The organism is Vibrio sp. Y20_XG_PY13, assembly GCF_024181925.1.
Classification (GTDB): domain Bacteria; phylum Pseudomonadota; class Gammaproteobacteria; order Enterobacterales; family Vibrionaceae; genus Vibrio; species Vibrio parahaemolyticus.
Genome location: NZ_JAMZAL010000006.1, coordinates 155,090 through 169,376 on the forward strand (window position 1 = coordinate 155,090; position 14,287 = coordinate 169,376).

13 protein-coding genes are annotated in these 14,287 nt (G+C 41.1%); 10 read left to right on the plus strand and 3 right to left on the minus strand.

What is annotated here, in order from left to right; translation table 11 throughout:
• The first annotated feature begins 7 nt into the window (after positions 1-7).
• The 7 genes from gmd to NL646_RS15680 all read left to right on the plus strand — a co-directional run bounded on the left by gmd (position 8) and on the right by NL646_RS15680 (position 7,664).
• A complete protein-coding gene (gmd, locus tag NL646_RS15650; protein WP_071161425.1) occupies positions 8-1,117 on the plus strand; it encodes a GDP-mannose 4,6-dehydratase in 1,110 nt (369 codons plus the stop codon).
• Between the two features lie 83 nt (positions 1,118-1,200).
• A complete protein-coding gene (locus NL646_RS15655; RefSeq protein WP_071161426.1) occupies positions 1,201-2,160 on the plus strand; it encodes a GDP-L-fucose synthase in 960 nt (319 codons plus the stop codon).
• 42 nt (positions 2,161-2,202) lie between these two features.
• Positions 2,203-2,658 (plus strand): GDP-mannose mannosyl hydrolase, encoded by a 456-nt coding sequence (locus tag NL646_RS15660; protein ID WP_253664419.1) that lies wholly within the window; start codon positions 2,203-2,205, stop codon positions 2,656-2,658.
• Between the two features lie 37 nt (positions 2,659-2,695).
• Complete coding sequence (locus NL646_RS15665; RefSeq protein ID WP_071161428.1) at positions 2,696-4,138, plus strand: mannose-1-phosphate guanylyltransferase/mannose-6-phosphate isomerase; 1,443 nt, start codon at positions 2,696-2,698, stop codon at positions 4,136-4,138.
• Positions 4,139-4,160: 22 nt separating this feature from the next.
• Positions 4,161-5,588, plus strand: a complete 1,428-nt coding sequence (locus tag NL646_RS15670) for a phosphomannomutase (RefSeq protein ID WP_253664420.1) — start codon at positions 4,161-4,163, stop codon at positions 5,586-5,588.
• 83 nt (positions 5,589-5,671) lie between these two features.
• Positions 5,672-6,856, plus strand: a complete 1,185-nt coding sequence (gene manA, locus NL646_RS15675) for a mannose-6-phosphate isomerase, class I (protein WP_025508050.1) — start codon at positions 5,672-5,674, stop codon at positions 6,854-6,856.
• A gap of 43 nt (positions 6,857-6,899) precedes the next feature.
• Positions 6,900-7,664, plus strand: a complete 765-nt coding sequence (locus NL646_RS15680; RefSeq protein WP_253664421.1) for a glycosyltransferase family 2 protein — start codon at positions 6,900-6,902, stop codon at positions 7,662-7,664.
• A gap of 78 nt (positions 7,665-7,742) precedes the next feature.
• On the opposite strand, the gene NL646_RS15685 is transcribed toward NL646_RS15680, so the two are convergent.
• A complete protein-coding gene (locus NL646_RS15685) occupies positions 7,743-8,750 on the minus strand; it encodes a sugar transferase (RefSeq protein ID WP_025508046.1) in 1,008 nt (335 codons plus the stop codon).
• Positions 8,751-8,978: 228 nt separating this feature from the next.
• Here NL646_RS15685 and NL646_RS15690 point away from each other — a divergent pair, with 228 nt between their 5' ends.
• Together NL646_RS15690 and galU are read left to right on the plus strand one after the other, a co-directional pair.
• Positions 8,979-10,145, plus strand: coding sequence for a nucleotide sugar dehydrogenase (locus tag NL646_RS15690; protein ID WP_253664422.1), 1,167 nt, complete (start codon positions 8,979-8,981; stop codon positions 10,143-10,145).
• Between the two features lie 69 nt (positions 10,146-10,214).
• Positions 10,215-11,093 carry a UTP--glucose-1-phosphate uridylyltransferase GalU gene (galU, locus tag NL646_RS15695; RefSeq protein WP_024700406.1) on the plus strand — a complete coding sequence of 293 codons (879 nt, stop codon included), beginning with the start codon at positions 10,215-10,217 and terminating at the stop codon, positions 11,091-11,093.
• A gap of 153 nt (positions 11,094-11,246) precedes the next feature.
• Here the strand turns inward: galU and NL646_RS15700 are convergent, their stop codons facing one another.
• Entirely contained in the window at positions 11,247-12,584 is a 1,338-nt protein-coding gene (locus NL646_RS15700) for an MBL fold metallo-hydrolase RNA specificity domain-containing protein (RefSeq protein ID WP_253664423.1), read from the minus strand.
• Positions 12,585-12,877: 293 nt separating this feature from the next.
• Entirely contained in the window at positions 12,878-13,648 is a 771-nt protein-coding gene (tpiA, locus tag NL646_RS15705; protein WP_005466271.1) for a triose-phosphate isomerase, read from the minus strand.
• A 270-nt stretch (positions 13,649-13,918) separates the two neighbouring features.
• Here tpiA and NL646_RS15710 point away from each other — a divergent pair, with 270 nt between their 5' ends.
• On the plus strand, positions 13,919-14,266 hold the full coding sequence (locus NL646_RS15710; RefSeq protein WP_005489609.1) for a 5-carboxymethyl-2-hydroxymuconate Delta-isomerase: 348 nt from the start codon (positions 13,919-13,921) through the stop codon (positions 14,264-14,266).
• Positions 14,267-14,287: the final 21 nt, after the last annotated feature.

The following is a 14,287-nucleotide window of genomic DNA, read 5'->3' on the forward strand; positions in this document are numbered from 1 at the left end:
ATGAGTTTTGAAAAAAATTGCATTAATCACTGGTATTACAGGTCAAGACGGCTCTTACTTAGCTGAGCTTCTAGTTGCAAAAGGTTATGAAGTTCACGGTCTTATTCGCCGAGCATCATCATACAACACAGAACGTATTGATGCGCTAGTAAACGGTGGTGCCAATATTAAATTGCACTATGGCGATCTTACTGATTCTTCAAACCTAATTCGATTAGTTAAAGAAATTCAGCCTGACGAGATCTATAACTTGGGCGCAATGTCACACGTCGCGGTTTCTTTTGAGTCACCAGAATACGTGGCCGATGTGGATGGCATGGGTACGCTTCGTCTTCTTGAAGCAATCCGTATCAATGGTTTGGAGAAGAAAACTCGTTTTTACCAAGCTTCTACCTCAGAACTTTACGGTGAGGTTCGTGAAATTCCTCAGCGTGAAACAACGCCTTTTTATCCGCGCTCTCCATATGCTGTGGCTAAAATGTACGCATACTGGATTGTGGTTAACTATCGTGAGTCTTACGGTATGTACGCATGTAATGGTATTTTATTTAACCATGAGTCACCACGCCGTGGTGAAACCTTCGTAACTCGCAAGATTACTCGAGCTATCGCTAACATCTCTCAAGGTCTGGAATCTTGCCTAGAGCTTGGCAATATGGATGCGTTGCGTGACTGGGGGCATGCAAAAGATTACGTTCGAATGCAATGGATGATGCTTCAACAAGATCAGGCTGAAGATTTTGTTATCGCTACTGGTAAGCAGATCTCTGTGCGCGAGTTTGTTCGCTTGTCAGCGAAGGAAGCGGGGATCGAACTTGAGTTTTCTGGTGAAGGAATTGATGAAATTGCTACTGTGGTTGCTATTGATGAAGAAAAGGCGCCAAAAGTGAAAGTTGGTGATGTCATTGTAAAAGTAAACCCTCGCTTCTTCCGTCCTGCAGAAGTAGAGACACTACTTGGCGACCCAAGTAAAGCGAAATCTAAACTTGGCTGGACTCCAGAGATCACTGTAGAAGAAATGTGTGCAGAAATGGTTGCGTCTGATATCGATAAGGCAAAACAACACGCAGTTCTAAAAGAACACGGATTTGACGTTGCGATCTCATTAGAAAGCTAATTAATCAGCAATACTGATTCGTTTATATTGCAGAGTTCCTCATTTTGGGCTCTGCTTTTTCTATTTATATTATCGGAACTAGTATGAAAAGAGTATTTGTTGCTGGTCATAAAGGTATGGTTGGCTCAGCTATTGTTCGTCAACTATCTAAAGATTCTTCAGTAGAAGTTATTACTAAAGATCGTAATGAGCTTAACCTGTTAGATGCACTAGCCGTCGAGGCGTTTTTTGCGACTCACCATATTGATCAAGTTTACCTTGCGGCGGCGAAAGTCGGTGGGATTGTTGCTAACAATACGTACCCCGCTGAGTTTATTTACCAAAATTTGACGATTCAAAACAATATTATTCACTCTGCACATCTGCATGATGTTCAAGATTTACTATTCTTGGGGTCGTCTTGTATTTATCCAAAGTTTGCACAACAACCGATGCGTGAAGACTCTTTATTGACCGGAACTTTGGAAGAAACCAATGAGCCTTACGCAATTGCTAAGATTGCAGGTATCAAAATGTGCGAGTCCTATAATCGCCAATATGGTCGCAACTATCGTTCAGTAATGCCAACTAATTTGTATGGTGAAAATGATAATTTTCATCCTCAAAACTCTCACGTTATTCCCGCATTGTTGCGTCGCTTCCACGAAGCAAAATTGAATGGCGACAGTAAAGTTGTTGCGTGGGGGAGCGGTAAACCTATGCGAGAGTTTTTACATGTAGATGATATGGCAGCTGCTTCAATTTACGTAATGAATCTTGCTCAAGAGGTATATCTAGGAAATACGCAAGAAATGCTTAGTCACATAAACGTAGGTACAGGTGTGGATTGTACTATCCGTGAACTTGTTGAAACTGTTGCAAAAGTGGTCGGTTTTGACGGTAAAATTGAATTTGACACGACGAAACCTGACGGCACTCCTCGTAAGTTAATGGATGTTTCACGTTTAAATAGTTTAGGCTGGGAAGCGAAGACGAGCCTAGAAGATGGTTTAACTATGACTTACCAGTGGTTCCTAGAGAATCAAGAAAATTATCGCGGTTAAAGTACCTAGGGTAGAGCTAATATAAGGATTTAAACAAAGCATATGTTTTTAAGCAAACAACGTTTTTCTCAAGTAATTGAAAGTACGCCATTAGTTTCAATTGACTTAGTTATTGAGGACGAAAGTGGTCAAGTTTTACTTGGGGAGCGTTTAAATCGACCAGCTCAAGGTTTCTGGTTCGTTCCCGGTGGGCGTATTCTTAAGGATGAAAAGCTTGAAGACGCCTTTGCTCGTTTAACTTTAGGGGAGCTTGGATATGAGTTTAAGCTCTCTCAGGCAACACTGTTGGGACCTTATACACACCTCTATGATGACAATGTATTTGGCAATGAGTTTACGACTCATTATGTCGCGATTGCCTACAAGCTTATTGTCATTCGCTCTGAATTGAACTTACCCATGGATGTACAGCATTCTCGTTACCGTTGGTGTAATCAAGATGAATTATTGACCAGTGATAAAGTACATATTCATACTAAATGGTATTTTCAAAAATAACTAAAACTATCACCTAATTAAAAACAACGAGTTGACTATGCTTATTCCTGTAATTATGGCCGGCGGTTCAGGCAGTCGTTTATGGCCTCTATCTCGTTCAAAATATCCTAAACAATTCCTTGCAGTAACTGGCGAACAAACCATGCTTCAACAAACGTTGAGCCGCATGGTTGGTCTAGAACACAATGCGCCGTTTGTTATCTGCAATGAAGAACATCGATTCCTAGTTGCTGAACAGCTTCGCCGTATTAATGGCAATCATAGCGGAATACTCTTAGAGCCAGTAGGGCGTAATACTGCTCCCGCTATTGCTTTAGCAGCAAAATTTGCCCTATCTGAAAATCAAACTTCAGGTGAAGATGCTTTGATGTTAGTTCTTGCTGCTGATCATGTGATTAAAGATACTCAATCTTTCCATCAATCGGTGCAAGCTGCTATTCCGTACGCGCAACGTGGTGATATGGTCACTTTTGGTATCAAAGCGAATGCACCAGAAACAGGTTATGGCTACATTAAAACCGGTGCTACGGTTACTGCTGCGGATGAGAGTCGAGGCTTTAGTGTTGATAGCTTTGTTGAAAAGCCTGATCTCGAAACTGCAAAGCAATATCTAGAGGATGGTAGCTACTTGTGGAACAGTGGTATGTTTTTATTCAAAGCATCTACTTATCTTGAAGAGTTAGCAAAGTTCCGACCAGATATCTTGAAAGCATGTGAAAGTGCTTACGATAGTCATTTTGACGACCTAGACTTTATTCGCATGTCATCCGAACTGTTCTCACAAATCCCAGACGAATCAATAGATTTTGCCGTAATGGAAAAAACAGAAAAAGCTGTTGTTGTTCCAATGGACGCAAATTGGAGTGATGTTGGTTCTTGGTCTGCACTCTGGGATGTGAATGATAAAGATGAACAGGGCAATGCAACTCGCGGTGATGTGTTAACTGAGCAGACTCAGAATAGTTATATTTATTCACAAGATAAACTTGTTGCTACCGTTGGCATTGAAAATCTTATCATTGTCGAGACGAAAGATGCAGTGCTAGTTGCGGATAAAGACAAGGTTCAAGATGTAAAGTCGATTGTTAATCAACTTAAACAACAAAACCGAGCAGAGTGTCAGCAGCATCAAGAGGTATATCGCCCATGGGGTTCTCATGAGACGGTATCTGAAGGTGAGCGTTACCATGTGAAACAAGTGTTAGTTAAGCCAAAAGAGAAGACTGCTCTTCAGATGCACCACCATCGAGCTGAGCATTGGGTTGTCGTGTCAGGTACGGCTAAAGTGACAAAAGGTGATGAAACTTTCCTTCTTACTGAAAATCAGTCAACTTATATTCCAGTAGGGACTCCGCATTCCGTAGAAAACCCAGGACAAGTGCCTTTGGAGCTTATTGAAGTTCGTTCTGGATCGTACTTAGAAGAAGACGATATTGTTCGCTTTGATGAGCAAGCATCTAAGTTTGGCGGCGACTACTAACTACTTATTGAGATAGGAAATTATGGTAACAAAATTAATCAGTAGTGAAGTGCTTGGTGCTTCAGGCGTTCAGTTTGGTACTAGTGGCGCGCGAGGACTCGTTACTCAGTTTACGCCGGACGTCTGTGCTGCATTTACTCATGCATTTGTGGCATCAATGCGTAGCAATTTTACTTTCAATCAAATGGCTGTGGCAATTGACAACCGCCCTAGCAGCCCAGCAATGGCAAAATCAGTCATTCAAGCGCTTATCGATGCAGGTATTGACGCTGTTTACTATGGTGTTGTACCCACTCCCGCTCTAGCTTTTACCGCAATGCAAGACGATATGCCATGTATCATGGTGACTGGGTCTCATATCCCATTTGACCGCAATGGAATTAAGTTCTATCGTCCAGATGGGGAGATTACTAAAGCAGATGAACAAGCAATCTTAACCGAGAAGGTAGACTTTAGTCCTATCAATGACCTGCCTGAGTTAACGATTAATTTCCGTGCGGCTGAGCTTTACCGAGCACGTTATACCGATTTGTTTGATGCAGATTTACTGGCAGGAAAGCGTGTTGGTATATATGAGCATTCAAGTGCCGGGAGAGATATTTACCAGGGACTTTTTGAATCGCTTGGGGCTGAAGTCATATCATTGGAGCGTACTGACGAATTTGTTCCAATTGACACTGAAGCAGTTGCTGAATCTGATAAGGAAAAAGCACGCAGTTGGTCGAAACAATATAATTTGGATTTTATATTTTCGACTGATGGAGACGGTGATCGTCCTCTAGTTGCTGATGAGAACGGCGAATGGTTGAGAGGTGATATCCTAGGCTTACTTTGTTCGCAAGCGCTTCAAGTAGATGCATTAGCAGTTCCTGTTAGCTGTAACACTATTATTGCTGAATCCCCTGAATTTGAAGCCGTATCTAAAACACGAATTGGTTCGCCTTATGTTATCGCTGAGTTTGCCAAATTAGCAAAATCTTATAAAAGAATTGCAGGGTTTGAAGCTAACGGAGGATATTTGCTCGGAAGTGATGTTTCGGTGAATGGAAAATCTCTAAAAGCACTGCCAACCCGAGACGCTGTGTTACCTGCGCTTATGTTGCTTTCTTTAGCGAAAACATCATCGATCAAAAGCTTGGTAAGTCAATTACCACAGCGCTTTACGCATAGTGACCGTATTCAAAACTTTGCGACTGAAAAGAGTTTATCGATATTGGAAAGTGGTCGTAAAAACATTAAACAGCTACTAGATTCTCTGAGGTTGTCAGAGCTTAATGCTGTTAGTATTGATAATACTGACGGATTAAGATTAGAGTTATCTAATGCTTCAATTATCCATTTACGTCCGTCTGGTAATGCCCCTGAGCTTCGTTGTTATGCGGAAGCTGAACGAATGGATGATGCTATTGCTTTGGTTGATAAAGTGTTAGGAAATATCAGGTTAATTTAGCTTTTGAGCACTGAGTATTTATAGGTAACCAATAATGGAGTTATGCGCTAAAGCATAGCTCTATCTTTTTGAGCGTCGGTTTTATGATTTACACTTTAAATAACCCAGTAAAGAACTTTCCTTGGGGAAGTCGTACTGCGATTCGAGACTACTTTGGTTTCGATAATTCAAATTTAGAGCACCAAGCTGAAATATGGATGGGAGCTCATCCCTCCGCTAGCTCCAGTATTTCTCAAGCAGGTGTTGATGTATCTTTATGTGATGTTATTTCCAATAACCCAGACTATTGGCTAGGGAAGGAAACTAAGGAGAATTTCTCATCGCTTCCTTTTCTTATGAAAGTTCTAGCAGCAGAAGAGCCGCTATCCATACAAGTCCATCCATCGAAAAAAGCTGCCGAATTAGGCTTTGCTAAAGAGAACGAGCAAGGGATACCTCTAGATGCAGCAAATCGCAATTATAAGGATGCAAATCACAAACCTGAGCTTGTGTATGCTCTCACTCCTTATTTAGCTATGAATGGTTTTCGAGAGTTTGCACAGATTGTTGCCAACTTTGATGCTATTGACCTTCCAGTTCTAGAAGATGTTTTTCAACCTTTTAAACAAGATCCTAACCCATTAACTCTTGCTGAGTTTTTTGCTGCCATTCTTACATTAAAAGGGGAACTTAAAGCGCAGGCAATTAGTCAGCTTCTTAACGCGTTAAAAGCGATAGATAAAGACCATTTTGCATACCAAGCTTCATTGCTTATCTCTCGCTTTTCTCATCTTTACCCTGAAGATGTTGGCTTGTTTGCTCCGTTATTTTTAAATGTTGTTGAGTTGCAACCTGGTGAGGCTATGTTCTTGTATGCTGAAACCCCTCATGCCTATATCCATGGATTAGGGGTGGAAGTCATGGCTAACTCTGATAATGTTTTGAGAGCAGGTTTAACGCCCAAGTATATTGATGTTGAAGAGTTAGTTGCAAACACGAAGTTCGAGTCAATTCAATATACTGACCTGATCTTAAAAGGAAGTGTTGACTTTGGATGTACAACTTTTAATGTTCCAGTGGATGATTTTAATGTCGATATATTAACAAAGACTAGAGCGTGTGTTGATGTTTTTTCTCCTGAGATAATTCTCTGTATACAAGGTAAGGTTTGTTTTTCATATGAAGGTAATTTATTAGAAATAACAAAAGGAGAGTCAGTCGTTATTCCAGCCCATATAAAAAAGTACAATATAGATTGTGCTGGCGTTGCTGTTCGAGCATATTGCTAGTAACTATGTATACATTTAACCTGTTCTATAATTAGTGGTGATTATGCGTAATGATGAAAAATTAGTTTCAATTGTCATGCCGACATACAATTCGGGAAAAACAGTTGTTGAAAGTATTAATAGTGTATTAGACCAAACTTACGGCAACTGGGAATTAATTATCATTGATGATAAATCTACAGATGATACGTGGGAAATTATCACTAAGTACTCTGCATTGTACTCTAATATTTATACTTTTCAGAATGATTCAAATAAAGGGGCTGGAGCAAGTCGTAACGTCGCAATAGAAAAATCTAAAGGTAGATTTATCGCTTTTCTAGATTCTGACGACTTGTGGATGAGAGAAAAACTAGCGGAGCAAATCTCTTTTATGCTAAAAAATAACTACGCATTGACTTATACTTATTATAGTCGGTTTACGAGTGATGAACCTATTAATGTTGTGTTAGCCCCTAAATATACTACATATAAAAAATTAATGTATAGTAATGTTATAGGCTGTCTTACTGCTGTATATGATGTTCATGTTTTAGGCAAACGCTATATGCCTCTAATCAGGAAGCGACAAGATATGGGGTTGTGGCTAGATATATTGAAAGATATTCCAAAAGCATATTGCTTACCACAAGTGTTAGCGAAGTATCGTATGGATTCTGGAATGACATCAAACAAACTTAGTGTTTTATCCTATCAATGGCGGTTTTATAGGGAGGTTATTGGTTTGAGCTTTCCCCGTAGTATGCTTACTTTCTCTATATATGCAATTAAAGGAACAATAAAGCACCGTTCAAAAAAGACCTTTTAATTATTGCTATTATGTACAAGATACAAAAGAGCTGATAGAGAGTTGCATTACAGCTCTTTTGTATAAACGTTATTTTTACTAACGTCCCATCCCAAACAAAACCGTTTTAACCGTGAGTAGCAACACTTTTACTTCCATGATCCAATTCTGATGTTTGATGTAGTATATGTCATACTTGTGTTTCCAAACTGCATCTTCAATTGAAGCCCCATATGGATACCTTACTTGAGCTAAACCCGTAACCCCTGGTTTTACAGCGTGACGAAAGCGATAATAAGGGATCTCTTTTTCTAATTCTGAAATGAAGACTTCTCGCTCTGGACGTGGACCTACCATTGACATCTCATTTTTTAATACGTTAATTAACTGTGGTAGTTCGTCAATGCGTGTTTTACGAATAAACTTGCCTACTCGTGTAACACGAGCATCGTTTTTCGTTGCCCATTTCGCTCCATCTTTCTCTGCATCATTTCGCATGGAACGAAATTTGATTACGTCAAATTCCACATTGTACTGCCCTGTACGCCTTTGCTTGAAGAATACGGGACCAGGTGACTCCATCTTGATTAAAAGAGCAGCGATTAATCCCACAGGAATGGCTATCCAAGCCAGCATAAAGACAAACACTAGGTCAATTGCTCTTTTTTGCCAACTGTTCTTCCTATTAGATAGGATCGAAAACGCTTTTTGGTGAAGAAAATAGCCACTATGGAGTAATTCTGTCTCTGTGTAGCCGAGTTGCCTATCAAAGTAGCTAACTAAGGGCTCTACCCATGCGCCAAGTTCCGTCGCTGCAACGAGATACGCTTGTTGTTCCGGCTCTAAGTTAGAGCTTTTAAAGTGGCATAATGTTTTGTTCTTGAAATCGCGAATACTGTAGTCATTGACCTTAGCTGTGATCTCTGGATGCCTTTTTAATACTGAAGATATTTTATCTTCATCTGTGACTGGGCAATATATATATATGCAATTATTAACCGAGTTTGTATTAAGTGCGGGTTGTATATGAGTAATCTTGACTGCGTTATTCTGAGATAATTCAGAATCTTCTCTTTTTTGAAGAGTATTACTGATACCGTTTGCCATAGAATTAGTATTTTAAAGTTGACTAGCCAATTAGCGAAAGAAGTCAAAGTATAGTTTATTTTCTTTAGAAAGAGTATACCTTGAATACTAAAGGTTGCCTGATGAAAAAGCTTGGCAGCACAAACTCTCTAAATTTAAGGTACTAGTTGTATCAATCTAACCTCGATTCGATAGTACAATCTTTCGATTTTTGCTATCCTCAGCCAAAAATAAATGAAGGATTAATCCATGAAAATCGCAGTTGCTGGGACTGGCTATGTTGGGCTTTCTAACGCTATGTTGTTAGCCCAGAATCACGAGGTGGTCGCTTTAGATATCATTTCTGAGAAGGTTGATTTACTGAACCGACGTAAGTCGCCGATTGTTGATACCGAAATTGAACACTTTTTGGCACACAAAGAGCTAAACTTTTTGGCAACAACGGATAAGCAGAGAGCTTACCAAAACGCAGAATACGTTGTTATTGCAACTCCTACAGATTACGATCCACAAACTAATTACTTTAATACATCTTCTGTTGAAGCGGTGATTAAAGATGTTATGTCAATTAACCCTGAAGCAGTAATGGTGATTAAGTCTACTGTTCCTGTTGGCTATACTGCTCGCATTAAGGAACAGTTGGGGTGTGAGAATGTCATCTTCTCCCCTGAGTTCTTGCGAGAAGGTAAAGCGCTTTACGATAATCTTTATCCATCACGTATTATTGTTGGTGAGCGCAGTGAACGTGCCGAAGTGTTTGCTGGCTTGCTAGTGGAAGGGGCAGTAAAAGACGATATTCAAGTTCTTTTTACTGACTCTACAGAAGCTGAAGCAGTAAAACTATTTTCAAACACCTACCTTGCTATGCGTGTAGCATACTTTAACGAGCTGGATTCTTACGCAGAAGCGCATGGCTTGGATGCTCGTCAAATCATTGAAGGTGTTGGCTTAGATCCTCGTATCGGTAATCATTACAACAACCCATCATTTGGTTACGGTGGTTACTGCTTACCAAAAGACACTAAACAGCTTTTAGCCAATTACCAAGATGTACCCAACAACATCATTGGTGCGATTGTTGATGCTAACCGCACTCGTAAAGATTTTGTGGCTGAAGCTATTCTTAAGCGCGAACCAAAGGTTGTCGGTATTTATCGTTTAATCATGAAGGCGGGGTCGGATAACTTCCGTGCTTCTTCTATTCAGGGCATCATGAAGCGTATCAAGGCGAAAGGTGTTGAGGTCGTAGTTTACGAACCAGTACTCAAAGAAGAAGATTTCTTTAACTCTCGAGTGGTTAAAGACCTGAATGAGTTCAAACAAAGTGCGGATGTGATTGTATCTAACCGCATGGTGGAAGAGTTAGCTGACGTTGCGGATAAAGTTTACACGCGTGACTTGTTTGGTAGTGATTAAATTTTTAGTATAACGATAATATATGGCTCTCATGCATGAGGGCCTTTTTTACAGTTGGTGAATTTAAAAATGATTAAAAAATGTCTTTTCCCTGCAGCAGGCTACGGTACTCGTTTTCTACCTGCAACCAAATCCATGCCGAAAGAAATGATGCCGGTAGTTAATAAGCCATTGATTGAATATGGTGTTGAAGAGGCGATTGAAGCTGGCATGAATGGCATGTGCATTGTCACCGGTCGTGGCAAACACTCTTTGATGGACCACTTCGATAAAAACTATGAGTTGGAACATCAAATTTCAGGAACAAGCAAAGAAGCACTGTTGGACGATATCCGTTCTTTGATTGATTCAGCGAGTTACACATATATCCGTCAACGTGAGATGAAAGGTCTTGGTCATGCTATCTTGACTGGTCGTGAGTTGGTGGGTGATGAGCCATTTGCTGTTGTGCTAGCAGACGACCTTTGTGTGAATGAAGAGCAGGGCGTATTAGCGCAAATGGTTGAGCTGTACAAGCAGTTCCGTTGCTCTATTGTTGCGGTTCAAGAAGTTCCAGAAACTGAAACTCATAAATACGGTGTAATTGCCGGTGAGATGATCAAAGATGACATCTTCCGAATTGATAACATGGTAGAGAAGCCAGAACCAGGCACAGCACCAAGTAACTTAGCAATTATTGGTCGCTATATCTTAACGCCAGATATTTTTGATCTTATCGAAAATACAGAGCCAGGCAAAGGTGGAGAAATCCAAATTACTGACGCATTGATGCAACAAGCGCAATCTGGTTGTGTTATTGCTTACAAATTTAAAGGTCAGCGTTTTGACTGCGGCAGTGTAGAAGGTTACATCGAGGCGACAAACTACTGCTACGAGAACCTATACAAAAAAGCGTCTAGTGCTGAGCTGGCTAAAACACCAACCGTAAAGGTTGTTGAACCTGCATAGTTGTTCAGTCTCGTTACCAATGTGCTTTAACATGGCTTTCTGACGTACAAAGCTTAGTTAAAGCACGTTGATATTCAAATTCTTATGCTGTTTTAACTGATTAACAATAAGTAAGAACTAGGTTATATCGTTCTAAAGTCGGCTGATATTAGTTTAATAAGTCACTTCAATTCCCTCTGCTTCCAACTTCTCTCCTAACTCTTTTTTTGCTTCTTTCTCTCCATGTATCAAATGCACGGCTTTTGGTTGTGCTGGAATACCAGTAACAAACTTCAATAAGTCGCTTTGGTCTGCATGTGCAGAATATCCAGAGATGGTATGGATCTGTGCGTTGGCTTCGATTGATTGGCTATCGATATTGCCTGATTGGATTTCTCGACCTAATGTCCCTTGCGCTTGATAGCCTGCAAACAACACATCATTTCTTTTGTCTGGTAAGAGTGCTTTTAAGTAATTGACGATTCTTCCTCCTTCGCACATACCGGATGCCGCGACGACAATCGCAGGCTCGTCGGTGGAGGCTAGTCGATTCACTAATGCTTGATGTTCTCGATGGTTTTCTACAGTAATGCATTGTTCAAAGGCGAGGGGATGACGATGGTTGTTGAGCTTTTGTTTTGCTTCTTTTCCCCATAGTTTTTTGAAACGGCGGTAGGTCTTCGTGACTCTTTTCGCAAGCGGTGAGTCTAGGATAATTGGCAAAGAAGACGACAAGTCGCGTTGGTGAATCAGTTGCTCAATATCGAATAACAGTTCCTGCGTACGTCCTACGCTGAAAGCCGGGATCAGAATTACGCCACCGTCTTGCAGTGCGTGATCGATAATGGTGTTCAAGCGCTCAGTTCGAGTGGCAATGTCTTCATGCTCTTTGTTGCCGTATGTGGACTCTATGAACAGATAGTCGGCACGCTTTGGCGTCTTTGGATCGGGTAAGAGCGGGGTATTGGACGGACCTAGATCGCCGGAAAACACGATGATTTCATGATTGGGGAGTTTGAATTCCACGTAAGCGGAACCAAGAATGTGCCCTGCTGGTTGAAAGCGCAGGTAACATTGTTTGCCAAGTGGCAGCCATTGTTGGTAGTCATGAGGTTTTAGCTGTTTTTTAATGACATTGAGGACTTGTTGACGCTGATGGTAGTTCAAACCCAGTTGCAGCTTTAATCCATCTTCTAACATGAGCGGTACTAGTTCGGCTGCTGCTTTGGTGCAGTAAATGGGACCTTTAAATCCAGCAGCCAGTAACCAAGGTAGGCGTCCAATATGGTCGATATGAGCATGAGTCAGGACTAATGCTTTGATGTGTTTAACCGGAAACTCAATATCCAGTGATGCCTTGCGATTACCAAAATGGATGTCTTTGCCTTGAAAGAGTCCGCAATCGATCAAGATGCTACCGTGTGGCAGTTTCAATTCATGACAAGAGCCAGTGACGGTATGTTTCCCACCATAGTGAATCACACTGGCGATGTCTGATATTGGTGTTGTCATGTCGATTGCTCCTCCTTGAACAAGCATAGGTCAATACTAAATCTTGAGGTCAGGGTAAGTGAATAGAGTTCGTTGGTTGGATGGAATTAAGTAGGAATAACTGGAAGTGCGATTAGGTTCTTTGTTTTGATGTAAGGCGTTTTTCGTTACTTAACTTTGGGTTTGACACATGCGGTTAGTAGATTCCTGATGTCGCTTAGGCTCCTCGGAATGACAAAACTCATTAGATCGTAGGCAAACAAAAAGGGATGCATGATGCATCCCTTTGTTATTTCTGCTTAATAAAAGCGAAATTAAGCTTTAGCTGCTGCCGCTGCTTTAGCGATTGCTGCGAAGCTCTTAGCGTCTAGAGAAGCGCCGCCAACTAGAGCACCGTCGATGTCTGGTTGTGAGAAGTAAGCTTCAGCGTTTTCTGGCTTAACAGAACCGCCGTATTGGATGATTACTTGTGCTGCAACTGCTTCGTCTTTCGCTGCGATTAGTGCGCGGATAGAAGCGTGGATGCGTTGTGCATCTTCAGCTGTTGCTGCTTTACCAGTACCGATAGCCCAGATTGGTTCGTAAGCGATGATTGCGCCGTTTAGAGCTTCAACACCGTAAGTGTCGATAACTGCGTTGATTTGACGTGCACATACTGCTTCAGTTTCGCCAGCTTCGTTTTGAGCTTCAGATTCACCGATACAGAAAACAGGCGTTAGGCCGTTTTCTTTTAGGAAGTTGAATTTCTTAGCGATGAACTCGTCAGATTCGTTGTGGTATTCACGACGCTCTGAGTGACCGATGATGATGTGAGTAGCACCGAAATCTTTCAGCATTTCTGGAGACATGTCGCCAGTGAAAGCACCGCTGTTGTTTAGGTCAGTGTTTTGAGCACCTAGGATGATCTTGTTACCGCCTTCTGCGATTAGACGCTCAGCTAGGTCGATGTAAAGTGCTGGTGGAGCTACTGCTACGTCAACACCTTCAACGCCTTCAAGCTCAGCGTTAAGACCAGTTAGCAGCTCAGTTACCATTGCTTTGCTGCCGTTTAGTTTCCAGTTACCCATCACTACAGGACGACGCATAGGAATATCTCCCTTATCTTTAATGTAAATAGTCTATTAATGTAAAAAATCTACGTAGGAATATAACAGAATAATATGAACAGATCATGATTGGTATCATGTCTTATGTGGCTTTCTCTCTCCGTCTGGAGTCGAAGTTGTTCTGTTATTTTTATCAAAAGCAATCGATTGGTGATCGCGTAGACAGAATGATAGTTCATTCCTCGGAAATTGCTGGCTAGATTGGTATTACTACGCACTGAATTTTTTATGTTGTAGAAAGGAATCAAAATGCCAAACTTAGTTTTAGAGTATTCGAACTCAGTGGAAGAGCGAGTCAATGTACAAGGTTTGCTGGAAGACTTACATAAGGCTGCGTTAGAGAGTGGCCTTTTTGAGTTGGCCTCTGTGAAATCAAGAACGTTAAGATGTCATAACTGGCTAATTGGTGAAGCGGGTGACAGCCTCGATTTTATCCATATCAATTTTGATTTGTTGTCTGGCCGAACGCCTGAACAAAAGCGAGAATTATCGCGAGCTTTAATGGCTGTACTTCAAGAACAGGCAAGTCATGTACACAGTTTAACGGTTAACATTAGAGATATGGATGTGGACAGCTTTCAAAAAGTGGTGAACTGAATATAAGGCTTGGCCGACGTT